The 26,312-nt window shown below is 74.3% G+C and carries 20 protein-coding genes; 4 read left to right on the forward strand and 16 right to left on the reverse strand.

Features of this window, described 5'->3' with window-relative positions; genetic code table 11:
- Positions 1 to 49 precede the first annotated feature (49 nt).
- Entirely contained in the window at positions 50 to 1,042 is a 993-nt protein-coding gene (locus tag Sri02f_RS31195) for a glycoside hydrolase family 26 protein (protein WP_245970887.1), read from the reverse strand.
- A 324-nt stretch (positions 1,043 to 1,366) separates the two neighbouring features.
- Here Sri02f_RS31195 and Sri02f_RS31200 point away from each other — a divergent pair, with 324 nt between their 5' ends.
- Both Sri02f_RS31200 and Sri02f_RS31205 read left to right on the forward strand, forming a co-directional pair.
- Positions 1,367 to 3,082 carry a lysyl oxidase family protein gene (locus Sri02f_RS31200; protein WP_109004668.1) on the forward strand — a complete coding sequence of 572 codons (1,716 nt, stop codon included), beginning with the start codon at positions 1,367 to 1,369 and terminating at the stop codon, positions 3,080 to 3,082.
- 372 nt (positions 3,083 to 3,454) lie between these two features.
- Complete coding sequence (locus Sri02f_RS31205; RefSeq protein ID WP_245970888.1) at positions 3,455 to 4,750, forward strand: LCP family protein; 1,296 nt, start codon at positions 3,455 to 3,457, stop codon at positions 4,748 to 4,750.
- A 309-nt stretch (positions 4,751 to 5,059) separates the two neighbouring features.
- On the opposite strand, the gene Sri02f_RS31215 is transcribed toward Sri02f_RS31205, so the two are convergent.
- From Sri02f_RS31215 to Sri02f_RS31270, 12 genes are all read right to left on the reverse strand, one after another.
- Positions 5,060 to 6,598: an NADase-type glycan-binding domain-containing protein gene (locus Sri02f_RS31215; RefSeq protein ID WP_109004669.1), complete on the reverse strand. Its 1,539-nt coding sequence runs from the start codon at positions 6,596 to 6,598 to the stop codon at positions 5,060 to 5,062.
- Positions 6,595 to 7,152, reverse strand: a complete 558-nt coding sequence (locus Sri02f_RS31220; RefSeq protein ID WP_109004670.1) for a phage tail protein — start codon at positions 7,150 to 7,152, stop codon at positions 6,595 to 6,597. The genes Sri02f_RS31215 and Sri02f_RS31220 overlap by 4 nt, the downstream gene beginning before the upstream one ends.
- Positions 7,149 to 9,107 (reverse strand): putative baseplate assembly protein, encoded by a 1,959-nt coding sequence (locus Sri02f_RS31225; protein WP_109004671.1) that lies wholly within the window; start codon positions 9,105 to 9,107, stop codon positions 7,149 to 7,151. The genes Sri02f_RS31220 and Sri02f_RS31225 overlap by 4 nt, the downstream gene beginning before the upstream one ends.
- Positions 9,107 to 9,550 carry a GPW/gp25 family protein gene (locus tag Sri02f_RS31230; RefSeq protein WP_109004672.1) on the reverse strand — a complete coding sequence of 148 codons (444 nt, stop codon included), beginning with the start codon at positions 9,548 to 9,550 and terminating at the stop codon, positions 9,107 to 9,109. The genes Sri02f_RS31225 and Sri02f_RS31230 overlap by 1 nt, the downstream gene beginning before the upstream one ends.
- A gap of 46 nt (positions 9,551 to 9,596) precedes the next feature.
- Positions 9,597 to 11,501: a VgrG-related protein gene (locus tag Sri02f_RS31235; RefSeq protein ID WP_109004673.1), complete on the reverse strand. Its 1,905-nt coding sequence runs from the start codon at positions 11,499 to 11,501 to the stop codon at positions 9,597 to 9,599.
- On the reverse strand, positions 11,501 to 12,226 hold the full coding sequence (locus tag Sri02f_RS31240) for a CIS tube protein (RefSeq protein ID WP_109004674.1): 726 nt from the start codon (positions 12,224 to 12,226) through the stop codon (positions 11,501 to 11,503). The genes Sri02f_RS31235 and Sri02f_RS31240 overlap by 1 nt, the downstream gene beginning before the upstream one ends.
- 27 nt (positions 12,227 to 12,253) lie before the next feature.
- The gene (locus Sri02f_RS31245; protein ID WP_069774064.1) at positions 12,254 to 12,679 is read right to left on the reverse strand and encodes a phage tail protein; all 426 of its coding nucleotides are present in this window, start codon (positions 12,677 to 12,679) and stop codon (positions 12,254 to 12,256) included.
- Positions 12,680 to 12,798: 119 nt separating this feature from the next.
- Positions 12,799 to 13,440 carry an extensin gene (locus Sri02f_RS41420; RefSeq protein ID WP_159106804.1) on the reverse strand — a complete coding sequence of 214 codons (642 nt, stop codon included), beginning with the start codon at positions 13,438 to 13,440 and terminating at the stop codon, positions 12,799 to 12,801.
- A gap of 3,126 nt (positions 13,441 to 16,566) precedes the next feature.
- Positions 16,567 to 16,725 (reverse strand): DUF6760 family protein, encoded by a 159-nt coding sequence (locus Sri02f_RS41860; RefSeq protein WP_167467653.1) that lies wholly within the window; start codon positions 16,723 to 16,725, stop codon positions 16,567 to 16,569.
- Positions 16,722 to 17,219 carry a hypothetical protein gene (locus tag Sri02f_RS31260; protein ID WP_109004677.1) on the reverse strand — a complete coding sequence of 166 codons (498 nt, stop codon included), beginning with the start codon at positions 17,217 to 17,219 and terminating at the stop codon, positions 16,722 to 16,724. Before Sri02f_RS31260 ends, Sri02f_RS41860 begins: the two co-directional genes overlap by 4 nt.
- On the reverse strand, positions 17,219 to 17,662 hold the full coding sequence (locus tag Sri02f_RS31265) for a phage tail protein (RefSeq protein ID WP_069774061.1): 444 nt from the start codon (positions 17,660 to 17,662) through the stop codon (positions 17,219 to 17,221). The genes Sri02f_RS31260 and Sri02f_RS31265 overlap by 1 nt, the downstream gene beginning before the upstream one ends.
- Positions 17,663 to 17,736: 74 nt before the next feature.
- The gene (locus tag Sri02f_RS31270) at positions 17,737 to 19,329 is read right to left on the reverse strand and encodes a phage tail sheath subtilisin-like domain-containing protein (RefSeq protein ID WP_109004678.1); all 1,593 of its coding nucleotides are present in this window, start codon (positions 19,327 to 19,329) and stop codon (positions 17,737 to 17,739) included.
- 345 nt (positions 19,330 to 19,674) lie between these two features.
- Here Sri02f_RS31270 and Sri02f_RS31275 point away from each other — a divergent pair, with 345 nt between their 5' ends.
- Together Sri02f_RS31275 and Sri02f_RS31280 are read left to right on the forward strand one after the other, a co-directional pair.
- Entirely contained in the window at positions 19,675 to 21,087 is a 1,413-nt protein-coding gene (locus Sri02f_RS31275) for a hydrolase (RefSeq protein ID WP_109004679.1), read from the forward strand.
- A 104-nt stretch (positions 21,088 to 21,191) separates the two neighbouring features.
- On the forward strand, positions 21,192 to 22,583 hold the full coding sequence (locus Sri02f_RS31280; RefSeq protein ID WP_109004680.1) for a ricin-type beta-trefoil lectin domain protein: 1,392 nt from the start codon (positions 21,192 to 21,194) through the stop codon (positions 22,581 to 22,583).
- Positions 22,584 to 22,632: 49 nt separating this feature from the next.
- Here the strand turns inward: Sri02f_RS31280 and Sri02f_RS31285 are convergent, their stop codons facing one another.
- The 3 genes from Sri02f_RS31285 to Sri02f_RS31295 form a co-directional block, all read right to left on the reverse strand.
- A complete protein-coding gene (locus Sri02f_RS31285; RefSeq protein WP_245970895.1) occupies positions 22,633 to 24,612 on the reverse strand; it encodes an ATP-binding protein in 1,980 nt (659 codons plus the stop codon).
- Between the two features lie 152 nt (positions 24,613 to 24,764).
- A complete protein-coding gene (locus Sri02f_RS31290; protein ID WP_109004682.1) occupies positions 24,765 to 25,439 on the reverse strand; it encodes a Pvc16 family protein in 675 nt (224 codons plus the stop codon).
- Positions 25,440 to 25,607: 168 nt separating this feature from the next.
- A complete protein-coding gene (locus Sri02f_RS31295) occupies positions 25,608 to 26,267 on the reverse strand; it encodes a helix-turn-helix transcriptional regulator (protein WP_109004683.1) in 660 nt (219 codons plus the stop codon).
- Positions 26,268 to 26,312: the final 45 nt, after the last annotated feature.

The raw sequence follows: 26,312 nt of genomic DNA on the forward strand, positions 1-26,312 counted from the left end.
GACCGGTGGGGTGTGCGGCTCGCGCGCCCTGCCGCACGGCCGGGCGGGTTCAGCCGGACGGACCAGCGATCAGGGCCCGGTAGACGGCCGAGGACCGCGGATTGCCGGCACAGCGCCACACGCCGTGCGGGCAGTAGTCGCTGATGGTCTGGTACAGCGGCCGGTGCTCGGCGAACCAGTCCAGCATCCCGCGCACGTAGTCCGGGTCGTCGCCGTTGCGGTACAGCCCCCACTCCGGGTAGGACGCCGGCTTGCCGTGGGCCCGCGCGAACCGCACGTGTGCGGCGAGCCCGTACGGCTCGGCGACCTGCTCCTCGAAGGACATGCCGTGCGGCTGGTCGTAGGCGTCCATCCCGACGACGTCGACGTACCGGTCGCCGGGATAGCAGGCGGTCCACGGGACGGCGTCCCGCCCGCGGCTGGGAGTGAACTCGAACCGGAACGCCTCCGGGCCGGCCACGGAGCGCATGGCGTCGACGATCCGGACCCAGTACCGCTTCCAGGCCCGCGGGTCCGGCCCGCAGCGATGGGTGTAGGTGACCCCGTTCATCTCCCACCCCACCACCAGCACGGCGTCCGGCACCCCGAGCCCGACGAGCCGGCGGGCCAGCGCCCGGAAGTGCCCGTCGTAGTCGCCGCGCGCCCCCCTGCGCAGCTCCTCGCGCACGACGGCGTCCGGCACGTGCTCCTCGGTCCGCTCCAGCATCGGCACGTTCAGGACGAACATCCGGTCGGCGCGCTCCCGCCGCCACCGCGCCCAGTGCTCCAGATAGCCGGGCGCCCCCTCGATGTTGCTCCACCGGTCACCCGGCAGATAGGCGTGCCCCACCCGGGGTGTGGCCGGTCCCAGCCATGCGTCGAGCCCGGCGATCCGCCGCACGCCGGCGTCGTCGTACCCGACGTACGCCCCGAACGCTCCCGGCGGCGCTCCGGCGCCCTGCCCGAGCGGGACGCAGGCGGGCCCGGCGAGCAGCGCGAGAGCGGCGAGAGCGGCGAACAGCGCGGTCAGCGGGGCCCGTTGGGCGCGAGGGAAGCGGAACACCGGCTCATGATGAGGCCGCCGCCTCCTCCCCCGCCCCGAAACCGCCGCCGAACCACCCGGACCGGGTACGGGCGTCGGCACGGGTTCGGCGGGAGGACCGCGGCCCTCGCCCGGGGACGGCGGCGATCACGTCCGGTCCACGCGGCCCCGGCGGCGCGGGTCCGCTTCTTTCTCGGTCAACAGGCAACCCCGGCAGGCCTTTTGGGCCTCTCACAGGGTGCTCACAGGTCCGGCTCGGCGCGTGGGGGTGCGCCTGCAGGGCGGCCGGGGTGTGGGCTGTCCAGTCCGATGCCACCGACCATGGCACTCGCAGACGAGGAACCGATGACCAGACAGCACCATCGCAAGGGCCTTCAGCGTGCGGCGTTCGCCGCGGGGGCCGCGCTCACCGTCGTCGCCGTCGCCGGGGCCGCTCCCGGCGCCGACGCGGCGACCGCGAGCACGCCGGGCAAGCCGCAGCTCAAACTGATCGCCGCGTCGAAGTCCGTGATCCTCGACCGGTACGAGGGCAGCTCCGGGGTCTACCTCGACCTCGGCACGTACGTCACCGTCGACAACGCTCCGCTGGAGCTCAAGGTGACCCGTAAGTCGTACAAGGACCCCGTCGTCGCCCAGCAGATCCTGCGCAACGGGACGAAGACGACGACGACGACGCTGCCCGCGGGCACCGTCAAGGACTTCAGCGGGCTGCCCGGCTTCCTGGAGGTGTCCATCAAGAACGCGGCCGGGGCGGAGGTGCGCAAGACGCAGGGCACCTTCTGTCCCAACAACGCCTCCGGGCGGCTGCGTCCGGACGCCCCGGCCACCTCGCACTATCCGGAGAGCTGCTCCACCAACCCGTTCACGCTCGGCTCCGTCTGGGGCGTCGAGAAGGGCTGGGCGTCCAACTCCAGCACCGTCGACTACGACAACCCGGTGGACCTCGCCCCGGGCGAGTACACGGCCAAGGTGTCGGTCGCCAAGAAGTACCGGGACCTCTTCGGCATCCCGAACGACCAGCCGACCATCAAGGTGACGGTGCGACAGGAGAGCAGCGGCGGCGGCGAGGGCGGCGGCGTCGGCCTGCGCTCCTCGACGCCGTCCGGCGGCCACGACGCCCACGGCGGCGGGCACGACATGGCCGGCATGGAGGGCATGGAGGGCATGCCGGGCATGGCCGGCGGTCATCACTACGGCCCCCGTGGCGCCGACGCCCCCACCCCCTCCGCGCTCGCCCACGCCCTGGAGGCCCGGGGGCTCGCCCACCCGGGCGACGGCGCCGGTCGCACCGACGGCTCCCGGATCGCGTCGGCGCTGAAGGCCGCCGCCGGACGTCCCACCGGACGGGCGGGCGCTCCCGCCGGCGTGCCCAAGCCCGACCTGCGTTCGCTGCCGGCCTGGGACATCGCCGTCACCGACGGCGAGGACGGCGACGCGCCCGGCAAGGACTACCTCGCCTTCAGCGCCAACGTCTGGAACGCCGGCCCGGCCCCCCTCGTCGTGGACGGCTTCCGCAAGCCCGGCGCCGAACGGATGGACTCCTACCAGTACTTCTACGACGCCAAGGGCAAGCAGGTCGGCTACGCGCCCGCCGGCACCATGGAGTGGGACCCGCGCATCGGCCACGAGCACTGGCACTTCACGGACTTCGCCAGCTACCGGCTGCTCGCCGCCGACCAGCACGAGATCGTCAAGAGCGGCAAGGAGGCGTTCTGCCTCGCCAACACGGACGCGATCGACCAGACGGTGAAGAACGCCAACTGGCACCCCAACAACACCGATCTGTCGACCGCCTGCGGCGAGCAGAACTCCATCTCCGTCCGTGAGGTCCTCGACGTCGGCTCCGGTGACACGTACACCCAGTACCGTCCCGGGCAGTCCTTCGACATCACCGGCCTTCCCAACGGCACCTACTACATCCAGGTCATCGCCAACCCGGCGAACCGCCTGCAGGAGAGCGACACCAAGAACAACGTCTCGCTGCGCAAGGTCGTCCTGGGCGGCACCCAGGGCGCCCGTACGGTGAAGGTCCCGCCGGTCGACCTGGTCGACGCGCCGTAACCGACCCGACCCGCCGGTTCTTGCGGTCCCGGCCCGGCGATGTGACAGGACGTCGGTCACATCGCCGGGCGCGGGGCAACCGATCCCCGGTCCTGAGGGGTCTTGTGAGTCGCCAGTGCTTCTCGGACGTATTTCCCTGCGACTGTAGGGTTCCGACGTTCGGCGACAACGGACGCCGCCGACCCGAGCACGGTGTACGGGGTGAAACGGCCGAAGCGGAGGGGGCGAGCGCCGGTGGGCGGATCGAGAAGGCGTGGGCATACTCCGGCGGAGGCTGCCGGCGGGCGGGGAAGCGGCGGCAGGGCGGGCGGCTCCGGGCCCGGCGGGGCGCGGCTCACCCGGCGCGGAAGGATCGTCGCGTGGGGCGCGGGCGTGACGTGCCTCGTCCTGGTCGGGGCCGGCGGGGCGGGCGCGTGGATCTACTACGACCTCAACAACAACATCAAGTCCGCCGATGTGGACGACAAGCTGGGCGCCGACCGGCCGGTGAACCTCAGTCCCGGCTCGAAGAACATCATGATCGTCGGTTCCGACACCCGCGCGGGCGCGAACGCCAAGTACGGCAAGGACCTGACCACCATGCAGTCGGACACGCTGATGGTGCTGCACATACCGGCCGACCGTAAGTGGGCCTCGGTGGTGTCGTTCCCGCGGGACTCCTGGGTGGAGATACCCGGCTGCGAGAAGGGCGACGGCAGTTCGTCCTCGCCGCACCACTTCAAGATCAACGAGGCGTTCGCGATCGGCGGCAGCAACGGCAAGGTCGCCGAGGCCGCCGCCTGCACCATCAAGACCCTCGAGTCCAACACCGGTCTGCGCATCGACCACTTCATCACGGTCGACTTCTCCGGGTTCAAGGGCATGGTCGACGCGCTGGAGGGCATAGAGGTCTGCCCGAAGGAGGCCATCCACGACAAGAAGGCCCACCTGGACCTGGAGGCGGGCTGTCAGACCGTCAAGGGGGAGAAGGCGCTCGGATACGTCCGCACCCGCTACAGCGTGGGCGACGGCTCCGACCTCGGCCGCATCGGCCGCCAGCAGGAGTTCATGGACGCCCTGGCCAAGAAGGCCAAGTCCAAGCTCGGCAGTCCGGACGCGATGTACGCGTTCCTGAAGTCGATCACCAACTCCCTGACGGCCGACCCCGACATGGCGGGACTCCAGCCGCTGTACGGGCTCGCCGACGAACTCAAGGGGATACCGAGCGACCGCCTCGGCTTCCTCACCGTCCCGAACTACGGGCGGGTGGCCGACCAGCCCACCGACAAGGCCAACGTCGTCTGGCAGTACCCGCAGGCCGCCGACCTGTTCACCGCCCTGGCCAAGGACAAGGAGATCACCAAGGCGCAGCTGGAGGCGTCGAAGAAGAACGTGGTGTACGCCTCGTCCGTGAAGATCCGCGTCCTCAACGGCACCGGCGTCTCCGGACGCGCCGCGGCCGTCGCCGAGAAGCTGAAGAGTGCCGGCTACACCGTCGTCGGCACCGGCAACGCGCCCGGCGGCACGGCCGCCAGGACGACGGTGACCTGTCCCGCGGGCCTCGAGAGCCAGGCCGCCGTTCTCGCCTCCCGGCTGCCCGGCATACGGGCCACGACGGACAGCTCGGCCGCCGCGGGGGCGGTCACCCTGGTCGTCGGACCGGAGTTGAAGGTCGAGGACGTCGCCTGATCGCCGAACGGTCGTTGCCGGTCAACAAGACCCTGAAGATGGGGTAAGCTTGATCTTGAGCCGGTCACCGGAACGAAAAACGGTGAACGACCTCTGCGTTGGTGGTCCAAGGAAAGACGCCCCGCTTCCTGCGGGGAGATGCAGGTGCAAGGCCTGCCCGGCGCTCCAGTGAAGAGAGAGTCCCATCCCGTACGCGGGGTGGGACTCTTTCGTCGTGTCCGCCCACCGGAGCGGACGGGAGAGCGGACAGGGACGGGGACAGGGCTCTGGACGGCGGGAGAGGGTGCGCCCTCTCCCGCCGTCCACGCGTCAGGACGAGCCCGCGCTGGAGCGTCCGAAGAACTCGATCTCGGCTATGGACACCTGCTTGCTCCCGGACACCGAGTACGAGGACTCGATCGTGAAGCGGACCTTCGTCACCTCGCCGACGCGGAAGGCGCGCCGCTGGCCGCCCGCGCTCTGGTCGAGGGTGAGTTCGCGGGTCGTCGTCGTGCCGTCCTTCAGGGTGATCGTCGCCTTGAGGCGGTGCGGGAGCGCCGATTCGCTGAGCTGGTCGGGACGGGTCGAGGTGCCCGAGGTGATGATCACGTCCAGCAGGCGGGTGGGCTCGTCGAAACGCGCCTCGATCCACTCGCCCTCGCCCGACTGCGAGACGCCCGGACCCCACCAGGTGTTGTTGATCTTGTCGAAGGCCAGCTCCGGCTTGTGCCCGGGGTAGGACCGCGACGCCGCGACCGAGTCCGGAGGCACCGGGGCGCGCTGGGAGAAGTGGTCGCGGGTGGCCTGGACCGCGGCGGGCGTGTTCACCCCGGCGACGATCAGCAGGGTGAGGACGACGGCCGCCAGCACCCAGGTCACGATGCGGTCGAACGTACGGCGCAGACGCGGGCGGTCGCCGGCCCAGGGGGTCTCGCCGTTGCGGTTGAACAGGCGGCGCCACCAGGGGAGGCGGACGGAGGAGCGGTCCTCCAGGGTCATCGGCATCGCGCAGCGCACGCAGAAGTGCCGGTCGGGGTTGTTGGGGGTGGCGCACCACGGGCAGGCGACGCCGTGCTGCTCGCCCTGGACCGGACCGGGGGCGCGGACCTGCGGCCGGTCCGCGACGGGCCGGCCCGGCAGGACCGGGGCGACGGACGGAGGCGCGGCGGGGCGCGGTTCCGCGTCCGCGACGGGGACGAGCAGGGAGCGCGCCCGCGCGGCCATCGTGTCGCCCAGGGCGGGCGGGGGCGCGGGTGTGGGATCGGGCTGCGCGGGGCCGGTGGGCGTCGCCGCCGGGACGGGCGCGGTGGGCGCGGTCGCGTCGGGCGCGGGGGCGGATACGGCCGACGGGGCGGGGGAGGCGGAGGGCGTGGCAGCGGGGCCCGGGCCGGGAGCCGGGGCGCCGTCCGCCGCGGCCGTCGCCGCGTCCTCCGGCGGGACGGGCGGGAGAGGGTTCTCCGCGGTGTCCTCGTTGGCGGAGGCGTCGGAGGCGTCGGAGGCGTCGGCAGCATGGGTGGCGTCGGCAGCGTCGGTGGCGTGGCGGGCGTCGCCGGTGCGGCGGTCGTCGGGCTGCTGCCCGCCGTCGGGGCTCTCGCGGACGTCCGTCGTGGCCCGGGACGGGTCGTGCGCGGCTTCCCCGGACCGGCGCCCGGCGCCGCCGGCCGGGCCGGCCGCCGTGCCCGGGTCGGCGCCGGGCGTCGTGCTCGCGGCGGCTCCCGCGCCCGGGGCCGTGCCGCTCCCCGCGCCGGTTCCGGCGCCGGCGTGGGCCGGGGTCCGTTCGGTCCAGCCGAGCACGGCCCCGCACGCGTCGCAGAACGACTGGCCGGGCTCGGCCCGCGTTCCGCACTCCGCGCAGTTCTGGGTGGTCATCTCTCCGGGGTCCTTTCGGCTGCGGTCACCTTGACCGAGTACGGCATGTGGGCGGGGCGGGCGGCGGCCACCAGGGCGTCCAGACGGTGCTCGTCCGCCGGGCCGGGGTCGGGCAGACGGAGCGTGACGTGCAGGTGGGGCCGCCGTTCGCCGGGGAACGGGCCGAGCGGGCGGGCGCTCCAGTCGGACCCGCCGCTCTCCTCGATCTCCGGCGCCACGCCGAACGCCAGGCGGACGGCCTCCGACAGGCCGAGGCGCGTGCCGCGCACCCGGTGCAGGTACGCCGCCGCCGCGACCGCGGCCCGCAGCCTGGCCTCCGGCTCCGTGCCGTCGGTCTCCGCGCCGACCCAGCCGGTCAGCCAGCGGGTGAAGTCGATCGGGGCGAGGGCCGGGTCGAAGTAGGCGGGGAGACAGTCCAGCGCGTTGAGGATGGGGGCCATGACCTCGTCCAGGCCCTCGACGAAGCGCTGCGCGAGATCGTCGTCCGCGAAGACGGCCGGCAGCATCGCGCCGATCGGGGTGGAGGAGCGCAGTCCGTCGACCGAGCCCCTCACGCGCCGTCCCCGATCACGCGGACGCGGTGGTCGTAGGAGAAGACGAGCGCCGGGGCGGCCAGGTCGATGCGGTCGGTCGCCTCGCCGCGCTTGCCCGTCAGGGGGTCCGCGGCGTGCAGGGTGACCTGGTCCACCAGTTCCACGCCCGGGACGCGCTGCAGCACCGCGAAGACCTCGCCGGACTGCACCGGGCGGCCGAACGGCCAGCCCTTGCCGTCCGCTCCGCCGGTCAGCGGATCGAGGTGGCGGTAGAGCGCGTCATGGGCCTGCCGGCGGACGCGGTCGGTGTCGACGCCCCGGAAGGCGTGCACCGTCGCCACCACCGTGACGCCCTGGTAGAAGGGTGGCCCGACCGCCAGCCGCGTGCCGATCAGGCGGCGTTCGTCGAGGTGGCGGGTGATGCGGTCCAACAGGGAGTCGCCGGGGACCAGTTGCTCGAAGCGCAGCCGGCCGCCGGGGTCCGGGACCGCCTGTGGGACGACCAGGACCCGCACCGCGTACGAGCCGTGCTCGTCGGGCTCGCCCTCCAGACAGGTGATGCGGGCGGTCTCGGGGGCGGCGCGGCGCGCCAGCTCCTCGTAGTCGCGCAGGGTCACCGCCCGCTCCTGGGCGCGCAGGGTGATCGGCGCGCGGAGTTTCGCCTCCTCCACCGTCTCGCCGTCGACCCCGCCGCGCGCGGCCTCGCGGTTGACGACCTCCGACACGTACGGGACGGACGTGCGCAGCACCTGGACCGCGCCCCGGGCCACGTTGCCGGCCCGGCCGCCGCCGGTGCGGTAGCGGCGGGCCCGGATGACCGAGCCCTTGGGGGCGACCGCGCCGTACTGGCGCAGGCGGCCGTCGGGTTCGCGCACGGACGGGCCGAAGGCGATCTCGCCGGTGGCCGCGTCGAGGGTGATGTGGCGGTCGTCGGGGCCGGAGGCGGCGAAGTGCGGGACGACCTGCCAGTCCGTCCAGCCCTCGTGCTCGGCGGTCTGCAGCAGCAGGGGCGGGTCGTCGCCGACCACGGGGGCGTGGACCAGGGCGAGGCGCTGGCCGGGCAGCCCGGTGGACTCGCCGAGGGCCTCGTCGTGGACGGTCTCGGCGTGCACGGCCGGGGCGGTGCCGCCGACCGTGAAGACCTCGGCGGAACGCACCGTCGGGGAGGTCGTGTAGAAGGGCTGGCCGGCGAGGGGCTCGGTGACACGGCAGCGCAGCCAGCCGGCCTCCTGGCCGCCCGAGCGGGACAGCACATGGCCACCGGGGACGTGCAGGACGACCTCGCCGGGGCGGTTGAGGCCGCCGGTGCCGTCGCGGTCCACCTCGCACTCCTGCCAGCCGTCCTCGGTCCAGGCCTCCCAGAGCAGCGGGGGCTGGCGGGGGTCGACGCCGACGCCGTCGACGCGGCTGTCCAGTTCCAGGACCACCGCGCAGTGCGGGACGGCCGCGCTCAGCCCGAACAGCATGCAGTCGCCGGGGCGCGGCGCCTCGGCGAAGCACAGCAGGTCCTTGCCCTCGGCGAGGTCGGCGGTCCGGTCGCTGACCGGCTCGCCCTGGTGCTGCACGACGAGGCGGCTCAACTGACACGGCACGACGACGAGTTCGCGTTCCGTGGCGAAGACGACCGCCTCCTCGCTCTCCGTGCGGACCGTCGCGACCTCCGTGCCCACCGGGAGGAGCACCGGCTCCTCCTGGGGCGCCGACAGCCAGAACGTCACCTCAGTGCGGGCGGCCGACGGCGGGAAGAGCCGGATGCCGACCAGGTCGAGGAAGGCGAGGTGGTTCTTCTCGGGGACGCGGTTGAGGCGGTAGACGATCTGGTCGGCCATGTGGGCGACCGTCTCGACGAGCGTCACGCCCGGGTCGGAGACGTTGTGGTCGGTCCACTCCGGCGCGCGCTGCTGGATGTAGCGCTTGGCGTCGTCGACGAACTGCTGGAAGCGGCGGTCGTCCAGGTTGGGTGAGGGCAGGGCCATCAGCGGTCGCTTTCGGAAGCCGTACCGGAGGAGCCGGGAAGGCCCGGCTCGTCGTGGGACGGAATGACGTAGAACGGGAAGACGAGACTGCGCGGGTTGTTGGTGCCGCGGATGGAGTAGCGGACGTCGATGAACAGCACGCCCTGTTCGGCGCCGGCGGTGACCTCGACGTCGTTGACCTCGATGCGCGGCTCCCAGCGGTCCAGGCTGGTGTACACCTCGTGCTGGATGCGTCCGGCCGTCGCCTCGTTGACCGGGGCGAAGACCAGGTCGTGGATGGCGCAGCCGTACTCCGGGCGCATGGGGCGCTCGCCCGGCGCGGTGGCGAGGATCAGCCGGATCGCCTCCTCGATCTCGCGCTCCCCGCTGACCAGGGCGATGCCCCCGGTGGGCCCGATGCGCAGGGGGAACGCCCAGCCGGACCCGACGAACTGTTCGGCCATCAGAGGGCCACCTGCCTTCTCCTTCTCCGGTACCGGTCGGCCGCCGTCACGGCAGCGGATACGGCTTGCTGTTGACCATGACGACGCCCTGCAACAGGAGCGTGGCGGCGCGGATGCCCACGTTGGCGGTCGCGTTGACCTGGATGGTGCCGCCCGCGCTGACGGTCGCGGCGCCGCCCGCCTTCAGACTGAGCGCGCCCATCGCGTCCACGGAGACCACGCTGGTCAGCGACTTGACGTTGACCATGCCGGTGCCGCGGATGTCGAGCAGCCCGCCGCTCTTGAGGGTGAGCTTGCGGCCCGCGCTGAGCGTGAGGTCGGTGCCCGCCTCGATGGACACCGAGCGGCTGCCCCTGATGGTGACCGTGCCCTTGCTGTCCACGGTGATCTCGGTCTGCGCCCGGTCCAGGTTGACGACGAGCTTGTCGTCACCGCTGGTCAGCCGCACGCCCTGCTTGCCGCCGGTCCGCTGGCTGAGCAGGTCCAGCCGGTTGCCGTCCCGGTCGGACAGGGTGTGCCGGGAGGCCCGCTGGCGGGCCCCGTCGTGCAGCGGGACGTCCTTGACCGGGGTGGGCTTGTCCCTGCCGTTGTAGAGGCCGCCGATGACGTAGGGGTGGTCCAGCGCGCCCCGGTCGAAGGCGACCAGCACCTCGTCGCCGACGTCGAGCGGGAAGATCGAGCCGCCGCGCTGGCCGCCCCACTGCACCACGCGCGTCCAGTCGCTGACGTAGGCGTCGTCGAGCCACGGGAACTGGAGCTTGACGCGCCCCTGCCGGAGCGGGTCCCCCACGTCGGTGACCAGGGCGTTGGCGGTGCCGGGCAGGTTCAGGCCGTTCTGCGCGTTCCCGCCGCCGGAGGAGAGCCCGTACAGGGACCGCCACTGCCGTCCGCTGACGGTGACCCAGGCCTCGTAGTGCTTGCCGTCGCCGAAGACGTGCCGGACCGAGGTCGCGGTGTACTTGCCCTCGAACGGGTCGCCGACGTCGGCGAGGGTGACGGGCAGGCCGGGCCGCAGCTTCGGGGTGCCGCGCGCGACGACCTCCAGCTCGGCGAAGGAGCCGGTGACGTCGTCGGCGAGGGCGTCGGCGGCGAACTTCACCTCCGACTGCCGGTCGTAGGGCGTCTGCGCGTCGACCAGCTTGGCCGGCCTGAACTTCGCGGCGGCCTCGCCGGGCGTGGTGCCGATGCTGATGCCCGGGTTGGTCTTCGCGGGCGCGGTGGCGGTGAGCTTCTTCTTCGTCGTCACGTCCCAGCCGCGCGCCTCGACGGTCCCGACCTGCTCGGCGGCGGTGACGGCGGCCCGCAGCCGCAGGATGTCGGTGCCGGCCTCCAGGACGAAGGGGCTCTTGTCACCCGGGGTGGAGGTCGGCGGCGCGCCGGACGCCGGATCGGGCCTGACGAACTGGAACTTGCCCCTGGCGTCCACCGACATGACCATCTCGTTCTCGTCGGCCAGCCGGGCGAGGAAGTCCCAGTCGGTGACGTTGGCCTGGCTGATGAACTCGTAGACCGTCTTGGTGGACTGGATCCTCCCCACCGGGACGCCGTCCTGGGAGGCCAGCTTCCGGGCGATGTCCGAGGCGCTCTGGTTGCGGTAGGCGGCCACCCGGCGCTGGCGCATCAGCCGGTGCCCGAAGTCGTAGCCGCGGATGACGGTGAAGGTGCCGGTGCCGTCGTAGTCGGCCTCCAGGCCGCAGACCTCGCCGGTGAGCAGCGGGTCCGAGGCGCCCTTGCCGTCGGCGATCGGCGTCAGGACGACGGGTGTGCCGAACTTGGCCTTCAGCTTGCCCAGGACCTGCCGGCCCGGGTCGCGGAAGGTCAGCCGGAACGCCGCCGGCACGCCGAGGCCCTGGTCGACCCAGCCGTCGACGAGGAGCGGCGCGATGTCGACCGGCAGGGGGCTGCCGCCGAGGGTCACCTGGATGACGCTGGAGAACGCGGACTGGACCACTAGTGGCGCACCTCCTCGGCCGCGGGCAGCACGAGCTCGACGCCGGTCGGCAGCCGGGACGGGTCGTCGATGCCGTTGGCCTCCGCGATGGACCGCCACGCGGAGGCGTCGCCGTACTCGCGCCAGGCCAGGGACTGCAGCGAGTCGCCGGCGACGACCCGGTGCACACGCTGCGCGGTGAGCGCGCCCGAGGTCGGGTTCTGGCCCTTCGTCTTGCTGGGGATCTCGTGCAGGCGCACCTGGCAGGTCGCGCGGATCGGGACGCCGGTCGTGCCGAACAGCGAGTACGTGACGTCGATGCTGCTGACGTAGGCGGTGAAGCGGGCCGTGGAGAACGAGCCCCACTGGAACACCACCCACGGCGGGGAGGGCTGCTTGGCGGCGATGCTCTTGGCCGTGACCTCGCAGCATTCCAGCAGCGACTCCACCTTCTTCAGCACGGTGTTGCTGCCGGGCTGGTCGGAGGTGTCGAGGAAGATCTCGACGGTCATCTCGCGCGGCTCGGGCCCCATGAACTCGGGCACGGAGCCGTCGCGGACCGCCGCGGTCGGGGTGACCTTCCACTGGGCGCGGCGGCCCAGCTGCAGTTGCGACGGGTTGAAGTCGAACCCGAAGGACTTGATCAGTCCGCCGGGGGTGGTGCTGGTGCCGACCGGCGGTTCGTGGATCGCGAGGGTGGCACGGACCAGGCTCTTGCCGGCGCCGCCTTTGCTTCCCTTGGCCATGACGTCCTCGTCCTCTTGGGTGTTCTGCTAGTCGGTGAAGCCGTGGTGGGTGATCTCCAGGACCTCCGTGGCCACGCCCGGGCTGTCCGGGTTCAGCGACGGCCCCTGCCAGCTGACCGGCAGCACGTCGATCAGGCCCCACCGGGCGACCTCCGAACCGTCCGCGCGCAGCGCCGCGATCTGGGCGGTCGGGCGGGTCACCCCGGTGGTGACCGAGGAGATCCACTTGGCGACCTTGGTGGTGTCCGGGGTGAGGGGGCGGGTCAGCCGGATCGTGGAGAACGTCACCCGCGAGGGCAGCTGCCAGACGAACCCGTTGTTGCCGCCCTCCTGACGGTGCTCGATCTCCACCTGGGACGAGAGCCCCTCGCACCCGTTGAAGAAGCCGAGGCTCTCGCCGTCGATGGTCAGGGTGAAGAAGACGGTGGAGCCCGGGTCGAGATCGGAGGGCATCGGGGCCTGGCCTTTCCGGGAGAAGCGGCGTCGGGGCGGGGGTGGGGGGGTTGGGGCTGGGGGTGTCGGACGGGCGTCGTGGGCGGTGGCGCGGGTCGGTGGCGCGCTGGGCGTCGGGATCAGTGGCGGGGGTCGCGGAGCCTGCCGATCCGTTCGCGGTCGAGCCGCAGTTCGGTGCGCAGCAGACGGGTGATGCGGCCGGTCAGGCGGTGCGTCAGCTCGTCCAGCTGGAAGTCGGTGAGGGCCCGCGGATCGAACCCCGGCTGCGCTTCCGCCCGCGCCTGACCCGAGGGCCCCGGCTCCGTCCGCTCCGTCCCGGAGGGCGGCGCGGCATCCGGCCGCGGCAGCCTCGCGGACGCCGAGGCGCGCTTGGTCACGCCGGGCGACGGACGCGGCGGCACGGGCAGGCGCGAGGGCGGTGTGACGGCGCGCTGGACGACGGGGGCGGGGGCGGACGCCGGGACGGGCGGCGGCGCGGGCATGGGCGCGGGGAAGGGCAGGGCAAGGGGCGCGGGGAGGGGCGGGGGCGTCGGGATCGGCGTCGGCGGGAGCGGTGCGGGAGCCGGAGGGGCCGCCGACGCGGGGGACGCGAGGCGCTGCACGGCGAAGGGCCCGGGGGCGACCGGGGCCGTGGGCGCGGGTGCGGGCAACGCGGCAGAGGGCGCCGGGACGGGCGTGGGCGTGGGATACGGGCGGGCGACGGGGTGGCCCGAGGGGCCGCCGGGCGCGGTGCGGCGCAGCGGGACGGGGCCCGGCGGCACGGCAGGGACCGTGCGGCGCTGCACGGGGGGCGCGGACGCGGAGGCCGACGGTCGGACGGCCGTCGGCGTGGGGCGCACCGCGAGGGGGAGGGGATCGGCGGTGAGGGGATCGGCGGTGAGGGGCGAGGCGGCGACCGAGGGCGGTCGGCCGGGGTGCGGCCGCGGGATGCTCGGGGCACTGGTGCGAGCAGCGTGGTGGGGGGCCGGGGCGGCGGGGAACGGCGTCGCGACCCGTGGGGGCTGTGGAACGTGGGGCGTCGCGGTGGCGCGCTGCACCACGGGAGACACCGGAGACACCGGAGGCACGGGAGGCACGGGGGGCACGGGGGGCACGGAAGGCAGGGGAGGCATGGGTGCGGGGCCGGCCGGGGTTTCGAGCGGCCGGGCGTCGGCGGGGCGGGAGGAAAGCGGCGCGCCCAGGAGAGGGCGGGGCGGCACGGGAGCGGCGGCCGGCAGGGGCGCGGCCGGCAGGGGCGCGGCGGGCTGCGCGGCGGGCGTCCGCGGGGCACTGCGCTGCACGGGGGCGCCGAGAGGGGTGGACGAGCGCTGGATGGCCTCCGTCCCCGCACGGGGGGCGGAGGCGGGAGCGGCGGGGGCGGCGGAGGCCCCGGCGACCGGGAGCGCGGCGGGCGCGGGATTCGTGGCGGCGGGCGTCGTCGGGCGGAGGGGCACAGGGGCGTTCGTCGGCGCGCCGAGGCCCACCCGGCGCCGGGGCGGGGCGGCGCCGGCCGCGCCCGGCGCCGGGGCCCGCTGAACGCTCGGCGCGGGGGCTACGGCTGCTGCTGCGGGCGTGGGGGCGGAACCGACGGAGGGCTGCGGTGGGCCGGCGGCGGGGCGTGCGGAGGAGGGCGGGAGGGCCGAACCGGCGGGCGCCGGAGCCGGGTTGCCGGCCGCCGGGGGCACGGGTCCGGCGGGACCGCCCGACGACGACCCGGGGACCGCACCGGACGACGTCGCCGCGCGCTGTACGCCGAGGGGCGCCACGGGCCCGCTGCCGCCCGAGTGTGAGGCGGAGGCGGAGGCAGTGGGCGTGTGCGTGGCCGGACGGGGAGCGGAGGACGGCGAGGGGGTGTGGGCGTGGGCGGGCGACGGGCCGGGGCCCGTCGCCGCTCCCGAACTCTCGCGCGCGTCACGCGGTCGGGGGGACGCGGGAGCGCCGCTCGGAGGCGACGAGACCGCCCGTCCCGCGACCGCACGCTGTACGTCGTGAGCGCCGACGGACGGAACCGTCGCCGCGCCCGGACCGCCGGAAGCCGCAGAAGGCACTGCCGTTGCTCGTGGGGCGTCCGAGGCCGTCGGAACCGGAAGGGAGGGACGAGCGGAACCGCTTCCCGTGGCGGGCGCGGCACTGCTCACCGCCGACGGAGCGGGGCCCACGCCGGGTGCCTCCGCCGTCGCGTGCCGCGTCACCGCTCGCTGGAGGGCCACCGGCGTCGGCGCGGACGCGGGGCCCTCTCCCGCAGGGCTACGGCCGGACGCCGTCGCTTCGTGTCGGTCGGGGCGAGAGGGCGTAGGCCCATGTCCCGCAGGGGAGTTGTGGGGCGCGGCGGCTTCACGACGGCTCACCGCTCGCTGGATCTCCAGCGGCGGGCGGGCCGACGCGGGCCTTTCGGCGGACGCAGGCCTTTCAGCGGCACGGGCGCTGCCGGGCGCTGCCGCTGACGGGGCCGGTGACGGGGCTCGTGACGGGGCCGGTGCCGTCGTCGGTGCGGCTGCGGGCCGGTCGTCGGCTGCCCGTTGCGCGACGACCGGTCGGCCCGTGGGCGAGGGCGTGGGCGCGGATGTGGGCGCGACCGTGGGCTTGTCCCCCGCGCCGGTGCTGACGGGGGCGGCCGCCTCACGCCGGTCCGCCGTCGCCCGCTGGAGTGCGACCGGGCGCGGGGCGGTCGGGGAACCGCCTGCCGTACGGGAGACCGGGACGGTGAGGTCGACGCCCTCACGCGAGGGTGCGGGCGAGGGCAGGGGTGCGGGCGAAGGCAGCGGTGCGGGCGAGGGCAGGGGTGTGGGCGCGGACGCCGGCGTGGACGTCGCCGCCCGCTGGACGGCCGTCGTCGGGGAGCCGACCGTCGTCGGCGCCCCCGTGGAGCCCTCTGTGGCGCCCGCAGGGGTGTCCGCTCGCGGGCCCGGAGCCGGTTCCTTGGCGGTCCTCGAGCCTCCGCCGTCGGCGCCCGTGTCCCGTCCCGGGGCCGGTGCCGGGCCCGCCACGGGGGACGGCGCGGCGGAGGAGGGCCGGGCGGGCAGCGTCCGCCGCTGGACCGGCGCGGACGTCGACCTCGTCAAAGGGGCCGGACCCCTCGCCGGGGGCGGGGCGGTCGGGGACACGCGGATGCCCCGCGCCGGGGCGACGGAAGCGGGACGGGAGGCCTGCGCCGGGCGGGCGGGGACCACCGGGACGTGCGCGGGAACCGGAGCCGTCGCTACGGACGGGCGTGCGGACCGGCTCGACGGGGACGGACCCGGCGCACCGGTCGGGCCGGGCCGGGCCGGAGCCGGATTCGGACCGGCAGCCGGCAGCAGTCCCGAGGGCGAGGGCGAAGGCGAGGGTGAAGCCGGTGCCGGCGCCGGCGCCGACACCGGCAAAGGCACGGGCGTCGGCGTCGGTGCCGTCGTCGGGGTCAGCGGCGACGGGAGTGCGCGTTGCAGCGGTGTCGCCCGGGGCGGCACGGCCGCCGCCCGTCGGGGTTCCGCTTCCGCGGGTGCGGGAGCCGCCCGCAGGCTGCTCATCAGACCGCCGGGGCCCGCGTCCAGCACCGCGTGGGAGCGGACGCCCATGAAGGAGGGGTTCTGCCAGGTGGCCAGCCGGCCGCCGAACCCGGGGTCGGCGACGCCCGACGGGGCTGCGGCCGCCGTCCGCTGGATGGGCGGAAGCGAGGGCCAGGCGGCCGGGACGACACGCGCCCCCGCACCGCCGCCTCCCACCGAACCGGAACCAGAAGCGGAACCGGAACCGGAATCGGCACCAGCGCCGGAATCAGAACCGGGACCGGAGCTGGGGGCGTCGGTCGACGTCGGCGCTCCCGTGTCGCCGCCGTGGTCCGCGCCGCCCGCGTTTCCGCTCCCGGCGGGCTCCCCGCGTCCACCGCGCTCCCCGCGTCCACCGCGCAGTCGTTCCAGGAACCCCATGCCTCAGCCCTCCGCCCCGCCCCGGGTCACCAGGGACGCGATCTGGTCGGCGTAACGGCGCCGGTCGTGGTGTTCCAGGTCGAGGATGTCGTCCTGGCTCCAGTGGAAGTGGTAGGCGACGTACGCGATCTCCTCGTGCAGCCGGTCGGTCGCGTACGTCACGATTCCCCCAGGCGGCTCCCGCCGAGTTCCACCTCGAAGGGCTCCGAGCAGTGGGGGCAGCGCACCGAGGCGCGGGTGTGCCCCTCGGCGTTGACCTGGCGGTAGAAGTCCTGAAGGAACGCCAGGTCGGAGGCGAACATGTTCTCCACGATCCCGTCGTGGACGAGCGGCAGCGTGCCGAGGCGGGTGATGACCCGGCCGAGCAGGACCACCGACAGGTACGCCGGGTTCTCCTGGACGCGGATGTCGCGCAGCGGGACCAGTTCGTCCCGCGCCGTCGCCAGCCGCATCACGCCGTCGCGGTGGACCGTTCCCGCCTCGTCGACGTAGCCGCGCGGCAGTTCGAAGGGGAACTCCGTCTGCAGCCGGTACGCCGCCGGTGCGGGGGCCGCGGCCGCGGGAGCCGCGGCCGGTGCGGACTCGGGCACGGCCGTGGCCGGGAGCGCCTCCTGCGGCTCCCCGCCCGCCGCCGCCCGGACAGCCGTACGCCGCATTACTCGATGACCAGTTCTTCGAACGTGATCGTCACGGTCTCGGTCAGTGCGGAGGCCTCGCCCGCCTTGACCGTGCTGGTGTCGATCTTGCTGCACCAGGCGTTGCGCATGTTGTACCGCTTGACCGGGTTGTTCATGTAGTCCATGACCATGATCGTGGCGTTCTTGCGGGCGGTGCCCATGACGCCGTTGATCGACTCGGTGATCCACTGGTTGAACGCCGCGGACTGGGTCATGCCGCGCACGACCGTGCAGGTGCCGGCCTTCTTCACGCCCGGCAGCTTCTTGGTGACCGGCTTGCCCTGTGCGGAGACCTGCTGGTACTCGATGACGTCCTGCTCGATGCTGAGGCCGCTGACCTCGGCGAGGTACTCGACCATCACGCCGTCGATCTGCAGGCCGAAATTGTGCGAAGTGAGGGCGTCACCCGGCTGGAGACTCATCTTGCTTTCCTTCTACGGGAGTTGACTGCGGGGCGGTACGGGTCCGGAAGCGGAGGGGGCGGTGGCCCGCGCCGCTACTCCTCCAGCTCCCCGCTGCCGCTCTGGAACTGGGCCAGGCGGAAGATCACGAACTCGGCGGGCTTGACGGGCGCGATGCCGATCTCGCAGACCACCCGGCCGAGGTCGACCGACTCCGGCGGGTTGGACTCCTCGTCGCACTTGACGTAGAACGCCTCCTCCGGGCGGGCGCCGAACAGCGCGCCCGCGCGCCACTCGTTCACCAGGAACGCCGAGACGTTGCGCCGGATCCGGGCCCACAGGGCGTGGTCGTTCGGCTCGAACACCACCCACTGGGTGCCGATCAGGATCGACTCCTCCAGGTAGTTGAAGTACCGGCGGACGTTGAGGTAGCGCCAGGCCGGGTCCGAGGAGAGGGTGCGGGCGCCCCAGATGCGGATGCCGCGGCCGGGGAACGCGCGGATGCAGTTGACGCCGATCGGGTTGAGCAGGTCCTGCTCGCCGCGGGTGATCTGGATCTCCAGGTCCACCGCGCCGCGCACGACCTCGTTGGCCGGGGCCTTGTGGACGCCGCGCTCGGAGTCGTTGCGGGCCCACACGCCGGCCACGTGGCCGCTCGGCGGGATCAGCCGGGCCTGGCCCGCGGACGGGTCGAAGGACTTGATCCACGGGTAGTACAGCGCCGCGTACTTGGAGTCGTAGCCGGCCGTCTCCTGCCGCCAGACGCGGATCTGACGCGCGTTGAGGCCGGGCGGCGGGTCGATGATCGCGACGCGGTCGCCCATCAGCTCGCAGTGCGCGATCAGGCCGAGCTGGACGGCCTTGACGGACTCCAGGTCGATCGCGCCGCGCTGGTAGGCGGCCATGAGGTCGGGGACCGCGACCATGGACACCTCGTCGACGGCCTCCAGGCCGCCGAAGCCGGTGCGGTCGGAGCTGTCGCCCAGGTACTGCGCGGGACCGACCGGGGCGCTCTCCTCCGTCGGCACTGCGGGGGCGGCGGAGGGCGCGGCCGGCAGGGCGACCGTCTGGTTCTCCGGCCGGACGAGCTGCGCGGCGGGCGCGGCCTCGGCCACGGTGATCAGCTTGGAGCGCTCCTTGACCTGCGTGACGACGTAGGAGCGGTTGCCCTTCTTGGCACTCACGTCGAAGGTCTCGACGGGCCTGTCGCCGTCCTTGACGATCAGCTTGAAGCGCTCGGCGGGTCCCTCGCCCTCGGCGTCGGCGACCTCGACGGTCAGCGGGCCGCCGTTCTCGCCCGGCGCCAGGGCCGTCACCGTGAAGGTGCCGAGCTGCTTCGGCTCGCCGGCCGGGAGCGCGGCGGGCGCGGAGCCCGAACCGGCCAGCGCGGCGGGGGACTTGGCGTCGCCGGCGGCGCCCGCCGGGGAACCGCCCACGCGGACGACATAGGCCGCCGAGCCGCCGTTGTTGAAGAACCCGTAGACGGAGTGCGCCAGGAAGTAGCCGTCGGTGAAGTCACCGAAAGCCGCCACGTACTGGGTCCAGTTGGTCACCAGGGTCGGCTCGTTGAGCGGGCCGGTCGGGGCGAGCCCGACGAAGGCCGCCACCGAGGTGCCCACCCCTTCGATCGGGCGGGAGCCGCTGGCCACCTCCTCGACGTATACGCCGGGCGACAGGTAGGACGGCATGCTGTGCTCTCCTCGGGGTACGCGTCAGGACGTCTTTCACCGTCACGCGCGAAGCGCGTGGCGCGAAACGGCCCTCGGTGCACACCCCGGGGCACTTCTCCTGCCCCCGCGGGCAGGCCGGTGCCGGCCGGACCCGCCCGACGGCACGGCCGCGCCGGCTGCCGCGACCGCAGCGCCCCGACCGGCCCCGCCCCGTCCCGGCCGATGCGGAACCGGGGCGGGCCCGGGCGGGGCGGGAGCCTCGGGAGCTCGGGGGACTCCCGGGCAGCCGGCCGGGGCCCGGCGGGCAGGCGGCCTGCCCTCCTGCCTCTGACGGCGCACCCGGCCTCCCCGTAGCGTCGGCGCGTGAGCCTGTGGACTTCCCTGGAACCCTCTTCCGTCACCGTCGACCCCGGCAGCAGGGCGACCGTGCGGCTGCGTGTGCGCAACACCGGCGACGTGGTCGACGAGTACCGCTGTGAACCGGTGGGGAACGTGGCCCCCTGGGTGACGGTGGAGCCGCAGACGCTGCGGTTGTATCCGGGGACGACGGGGACGGTGGAGCTGACGTTCGCGCCGCCGCGTACGCCGGACGCGACGGCCGGTCCCCACCCGTACGCGGTGCGGATCACGCCGACGGAGCATCCGGACGCGGTGACGGTGCCGGAGGGGAACCTGACGGTCACGCCGTTCACGGAGGTGCGGGCCGAGCTGGTGCCGCCGACGGTGAAGGGGCGGTTCCGGGGCCGGCCACGGCTCGCCGTCGACAACCTCGGCAACACCCGCGTCACCGCCTCGCTGAGCGGCAGCGACACCGGGGACCGGCTCTCGTACGACCTGAAGCCGGGCAGTGTGCAGATCGAGCCGGGGCGGGCGGTGTTCGTCGACACGACGCTGCGCCCCCGCAGGATCATCTGGTTCGGGTCGAAGGAGGAGCAGCCCTACACGCTGAACGTGCAGCGCTCGGGCGCGGTCCCGCTGGCGGTGGACGGCACGTTCGTGCAGCGCGGGTTCCTGCCGCGCTGGCTGGCGACGGCGCTCAGCCTCACCGTGGCCCTGGCGATCGCGTTCGTGATGATCTGGCTGGCCTACAAGCCGCAGGTGCGCAGCCTGGCGTCGGAGAAGGTCGCGCAGGCGGCCGTCAACACCCTGGCGCCCAGCCCCTCGGCCACGCCCAGCGCCCCGCCCCTGGTGCCCACCCCGGCGGCCGCCGCGGCGCCCGAGGCCCCGGTGAGCAGCGCGGCGGCCGACGGCGGCGGGGGCGGGGGCGGAGGCGGCGGGGGCGAGTCGAAGCCGCCCGCGAAGCCCAAGCAGGAGACCGCGGCCGTCGCCGTGAACAAGCTGGCGGCGCGCAGCGACGGGCGGCACATCTGCTACCGCGCCTACGTGGAGGACAAGGGCTGGCAGGACCCGGTCTGCGACGGCGCGATCGCCGGGACGACCGGCAAGGCCCTGGGCATCAAGGCCCTCAACATCGCCACGGCGCGCACCGGCGGCGTCACGGGCAACGCGGCTCATGTGGACGGGGGCTGGCTGACCGGGGACAAGTGGTCGAAGGCGTCCGACGGCGTCGACATGTACATGGGCTCCAGCAAGCCCGCGGTCGCCGTGATGGAGGGGTTCACCATCAAGACGATGGAGGGCTCCGTCTGCCAGAACCCGCACATCAAGGACCGGGGCTGGCTGGGGAACGGCTGCACGAAGCCGGGCGACTGGATCTACGGCGGCAGCCCGATGCAGGACCGGCTCCAGCTGGAGGCCGTCCGCTTCACGGTCTGAGCCGGGCCGCGGGGTGCGAGGGCACGGCCGGCCGTCCCTTTCGGGCAGCGGTCGTGCCCGATGGCCTGCTGACCGGACCCCGTCCGGCGTCGTAGCGTCGGCGGGTGACTCTGTGGACTTCTCTGGAACCGGCCGCGGCGACCGTGGATCCCGGCGGCTCCACGACCGTGCGGCTGCGTGTGCGCAACACCGGCGACGTGGTCGACGAGTACCGCTGTGAACCGGTGGGGAACGTGGCCCCCTGGGTGACGGTGGAGCCGCAGACGCTGCGGTTGTATCCGGGGACGACGGGGACGGTGGAGCTGACGTTCGCGCCGCCGCGTACGCCGGACGCGACGGCCGGTCCCCACCCCTACGCGGTGCGGATCACGCCGACGGAGCATCCGGACGCGGTGACGGTGCCGGAGGGGAACCTGACGGTCACGCCGTTCACGGAGGTGCGGGCCGAGCTGGTGCCGCCGACGGTGAAGGGGCGGTTCCGGGGCCGGCCGCGGCTCGCCGTCGACAACCTCGGCAACACCCGGGTGACGGCGTCCGTCGCGGGCGGCGACATGGGCGACCACCTGGGGTACGAGTTCCGGCCGGGCAGTGTGCAGATCGAGCCGGGGCGGGCGGTGTTCGTCGACACGACGCTGCGGCCGCGTCAGATCATCTGGTTCGGGTCGAAGGAGCAGCGGCCGTACACGCTGAACGTGCAGCGCTCGGGCGCGGTGCCGCTGGCGGTGGACGGCACGTTCGTGCAGCGCGGGTTCCTGCCGCGCTGGCTGGCGACGGCGCTCAGCCTCACCGTGGCCCTGGCGATCGCGTTCGTGATGATCTGGCTGACGTACAAGCCGCAGGTGAGCAGCGGGGCCAGGGAGAAGCTGGTGGAGGCCGGCAGCACCGCGCTGCCCGGCCCGGCGGTGTCGGCGCCGGCCGCGCCGAGGACGGACGCCTCCGCCGAGCCGCTGCCCGAGCCGCAGGCGCCGTCCGCGCCGGCCCAGCAGGGCGACGGCGGCGCGGCCTCCTCCGGCGGCTCGTCGACGTCGGGCGGTGGCGGCGGCACGAGCGGCGGCGGAGGAGGCTCCGGCGGTTCGAGCGCCCCCGAGCCCGCGGCCCCGGTGCCCGGCGCCGTCATCATCGGCAAGGCCTCCGACCGGTGCGTCGACATCACCGACGCGCAGAACGGCAAGGGCAAGGACGGCACCCCGCTCCAGCTGTGGGACTGCGCCGGGTCGGCGAACCAGAAGTGGGTCTTCCGAAGCGACGGCACCGTGCGCGCGCTCGGCCTGTGCATGGACGTCGCCTGGGGTTCGAAGGACGACGGCGCGGTCATCCAGGTGGCCAACTGCTCCGGCAACCCCGCCCAGCAGTGGGTGCTGAGCCAGTACGGCGACCTGGTGAACCCGCAGGCGAACAAGTGCATCGACGCCAAGGACGACGGCACCGGCAACGGCACGAAGCTCCAGCTGTGGACCTGCTCGGGCACGCCCAACCAGAAGTGGCGCGCGCAGTAGCCACGGCACGCGGTCCCCGTGCGGGGACCGCCCGCACGCCGTACGGGGACTACCAGTTGGCCTCGCCCGGCACCAGGCGGCCCGCCTTGCGGTACTCGCGGCGGGCCCCCTCCAGCAGATCGCCGTCCCCGACCGGCTCGTCGCGTCCGGCGGCCAGATAGGCGGCGGTGACGACCGCGCTGCGGATCGAGCCGCCTGCCAGCTCGAAGTCCCTGGCCAGCGGCGCGGGGTCGACGCCCGCCGCGCACGGCACATGGGCCAGCCCGTGCCGCCACAGCGCGAGCCGCTGGCCGGCGTCGGGGAACGGGAAGTCGACCACGAGGTCGAGGCGACGGGTGAACGCCTCGTCGATGTTGGCGCGCAGGTTGGTGGTGAGCAGCGCGATGCCGTCGAAGGACTCCAGCCGCTGCAGCAGGTAGGCGCTCTCCATGTTGGCGTACTTGTCGTGCGCGTCCTTGACCTCCGAGCGCTTGCCGAAGACGGCGTCGGCCTCGTCGAAGAGCAGCACGGCGTCGGTGCGGTCGGCCTCGGTGAAGATGCGTTCCAGGTTCTTCTCCGTCTCGCCGACGTACTTGTCGACGACCGAGGACAGCTGGACGACGTACAGGTCGAGCCCGAGTTCGGCGGCGACCACCTCGGCGGACAGCGTCTTGCCGGTGCCGGACTCGCCCGCGAACAGGCCGAGCACGCCCCGGCCGCGGCCGCCTCCCGCGCTGAGCCGCCAGTCGCCGAGGACGCGGTCGCGGTGGCGGGCGCGCAGGGCCAGTTCGTGCAGCTGGGTCAGCGGCCGCTCGGGCAGGACGAGATCCTCCCAGCCGACGTCGGGCCGGATCCGGCGCGCGTGCTGTTCCAGCCCGGACGCCGACTGCTGCCGGGCGGCCAGCCGCACATGCTCGGCGGTGAGCTCGCCGCCCTCGAACGCGGCCAGCGCGGCGGCGGCGTTCGAGGCCCGCGCGATCCGCTCGCCGCCCAGGCGGTAGGGGGCGACGGTGGCGGCGAGGTCGAAGCCGGGCGCCACGGGTGCGCCCGCCGCGTCGAGCGCCGCGGCCCAGGCCGCCGTCCCGCCCGCCCGGCGGCGGGGCGCCTCCAGCACGAGCGGGTCGCGGGCGGCCCAGTGCGGGTCGTAGGGGCGCGGATCGGTGAGCAGGACGGTGACGTCGGATGCGTCCGCCAGCGCGCCGAACAGCGGCCCCGGCCGTTCCGGCAGGCCGGACAGGACGACCGCCCGGCCGCCGAGACGCGCCTCGCGCAGCAGCTCGGGGACGCGGTCCTCGGAGCCGTCGAAGCGCAGGGCGTCGACGCCTGCCGTCCGCAGGGCCGAGGCGATCGCGGCGAGGCCGTCGCCCTCGCGGTGTTCGCGCAGGTAGGCGGTGAGCGGCCGGCCCGTGCGCAGCCGGTGCGCCAGCCGGTCGGCGAGGTCCTCGTCGTCGGGCAGCGGCGCGGGCAGCGGGTGCAGCCGGCCGTGCAGAGCGGCGTCCGGGGTGTCGTCGCCCAGCAGGTGGGCGAGCAGCCGGTCGGGCACCCGCAACGAGCGGGACAGGAAGGGCCGTTCGAGCTCCTCGACGTCCAGCAGCCCGTAGGCGCGCAGGGGCGACGAGGCGTGGAACCGGGCTCGGGCCGGGGCCAGGTGGGCGGGCGCTCCGCACAGGTCGAGGGCGAGTCCGACGGTGGCGCGCCGTCTGCTCACGTCGTCGTTGAGGTAGCCGTAGAGCGGTTCGAAGGACCGGTCGAGGTCGGGCGCCAGCGCCACGAGGAGGATCGCGGCGTCCAGGTCGGTGAGGCGGAGCCGGACGGCGAGGCCGGTCAGGGCGTCGTGACCGGTGGGGGCCTCATGGCCGGTGGGGGCGTCGTGGCCGGCCGGGGCGAGGCCGGCGGTGGGGGCGGCTGTCCCGCCCGCGAGGTAGTGGCGTACGGCCTCCTCGGAGAGGTACAGGCCGCGCAGCGGGTCGTCGGCGCTGGGATCGGCGGCGGCGCGGCGGTCGACCAGGGCGGCGACCCCGTCCCGCAGCGCGGCGAGCCGGGCGAGCAGCGCGGCGGTCCCCGCCGGCGCGACGGCGCCCTCGCGCGCGGCGAAGCCGACCGGCGACGGGACGGACGGCGACGGGACGGGCGGCGACGGGACAGATGGGTGGTCCGCGGCGGGCCGGGCGTCGACGTCGTCCTGCTCCGTGTACGCCCCGCTCACCGCTGGTCCGGGCGGCGGGACGCGGCCTCGCGGGCGGCGCGGGCGGCGGCCACCTGGTGGGGGCGGTGGGCGCGTTCGCCGGACTCCGGGGGGTCGCCGTCGATGCCGCGCACGCGGACGGCGGCGCCCTCGGTGACCGGCGGCCCCGCGTCGTACTCCGGGTAGGCCGGGAACGGCGCGGTGACCACCAGGTCCAGGGACGGCTTGAGTTCGCCGCCCAGGGCGGACCAGATCTCGGCGAGGGACCGGGACTCGGTCTGGATGCCGGCCACCGTCACCGGCATCGCCAGGCCCAGCGCGCCCAGGGAGCCCGGGAGTTCGTCGGCGGTGATCAGCTCGCGCGGCAGCAGCGTCGCCAACACCGCGGACAGCAGACGGTGTTCATCCTGAGGCGTCCGCGTCCAGGCGGTCACCAGGTACGACAGCCGGAACCAGCGCGGCGGTTGACGGCGCTTGACGACGATGTCCCGCTCGTCGCGCACCGCCATCTGGCCGCGCTGCCGGCGGGAGACGTCCTCACGGATGTCGTACAAGTAGGTGTTGATGACCGGGGCGTTGCGCCGGGCGGCCCAGTCGCGGGTCGGGGCCTCGAACGACACGTCGATGCCCGAGCCCGCCAGCGCGCCGCCCTCCAGCAGGCCTTTGAGGACCTCGTCCACCTCGTGGATCACCGTCGCGCTCCTCAACTGCCTTGCTTGTCCAACTGCGTTGCCCGTGTGCCCTGCCGCGCCCGCCGCTCACCGATCGTGCCCCGGGCGGCCCGGGTTCCGAGAGGCGCGCCGGGGTCGGCGGCCGGGCAGGGCGGCTGCCCGCGTGTCCGCCTTCGATTGCCCGTTCGGTCAGATGTAGCCTTCCCTGAGGGCATATGCCACAGCGTGCGCCCGGTTGCGCAGATGCAACCGCGTCGTGAGTCCGTGCATGACGTTCTTGACGGTTCGTTCGGAGTAGGACAGCTTGCTGGCGATCTCTCCGGTGTCCAGGCCCTCGGCGACCAGCCGCAGGACGTCCACCTCCCGGGGCGCCAGCCCCAGGGAGGGGGCGCCGGGCCGGCCCGCCGCACCGCGGTGCAGCGTGCCCACTTGGCTGATCAGCCGGCCGAGCAGGTCGGCCGGCAGGTCGCCGTCACCGCGCTGCGCGGCCACCACCGCCTGCACCAGCCGGTGCGCGGTGGCCTCCCGGCGCCAGACGATGGCCCCGACGCCGCACTCGATGACGTCCAGCAGTTCGGTCTCGCGGATCGTGCCCACGACGAGCACCGCGCGGGCGCTCTCGCTGCGCACGATGCGCCGCAGCCTGGCCAGCGCCGCCTCGTCCAGGGTGTCCTCGACGAGCAGCGCCACCGTGCCGGGCGCGGACGAGAGGTCCTCGCGGATCTCGACCTCCGGCCGTCCGCGCAACTGGCTGACGGCGCCCTCGCGGGAGATCGGGTCGGACGCCTGGACGGCCACGGGAATCCGCCGCCGGACGCCGGTCTCTGGTGTGCGAGGTGAGCTGAGCAAGCAATTCCCCCAGGTTCACGGACCCGCGGTCCGGCGGGGACCGGT

The sequence above is a fragment of the Streptomyces rishiriensis genome (assembly GCF_003112535.1).
In the GTDB taxonomy this organism is placed as follows: domain Bacteria; phylum Actinomycetota; class Actinomycetes; order Streptomycetales; family Streptomycetaceae; genus Streptomyces; species Streptomyces rishiriensis.

What these genes read in the sequence shown, in the direction of transcription:
- Sri02f_RS31200 (WP_109004668.1), top strand. Translation starts at nt 1,367, where the DNA reads ATGACCAGACAGCACCATCGCAAGGGCCTTCAGCGTGCGGCGTTCGCC.
- Sri02f_RS31215 (WP_109004669.1), bottom strand. Translation starts at nt 6,598, where the DNA reads ATGACCACCCAGAACTGCGCGGAGTGCGGAACGCGGGCCGAGCCCGGC.
- Sri02f_RS31225 (WP_109004671.1), bottom strand. Translation starts at nt 9,107, where the DNA reads ATGGCCCTGCCCTCACCCAACCTGGACGACCGCCGCTTCCAGCAGTTC.
- Sri02f_RS31230 (WP_109004672.1), bottom strand. Translation starts at nt 9,550, where the DNA reads ATGGCCGAACAGTTCGTCGGGTCCGGCTGGGCGTTCCCCCTGCGCATC.
- Sri02f_RS31240 (WP_109004674.1), bottom strand. Translation starts at nt 12,226, where the DNA reads ATGGCCAAGGGAAGCAAAGGCGGCGCCGGCAAGAGCCTGGTCCGTGCC.
- Sri02f_RS31245 (WP_069774064.1), bottom strand. Translation starts at nt 12,679, where the DNA reads ATGCCCTCCGATCTCGACCCGGGCTCCACCGTCTTCTTCACCCTGACC.
- Sri02f_RS31260 (WP_109004677.1), bottom strand. Translation starts at nt 17,219, where the DNA reads ATGCGGCGTACGGCTGTCCGGGCGGCGGCGGGCGGGGAGCCGCAGGAG.
- Sri02f_RS31265 (WP_069774061.1), bottom strand. Translation starts at nt 17,662, where the DNA reads ATGAGTCTCCAGCCGGGTGACGCCCTCACTTCGCACAATTTCGGCCTG.
- Sri02f_RS31270 (WP_109004678.1), bottom strand. Translation starts at nt 19,329, where the DNA reads ATGCCGTCCTACCTGTCGCCCGGCGTATACGTCGAGGAGGTGGCCAGC.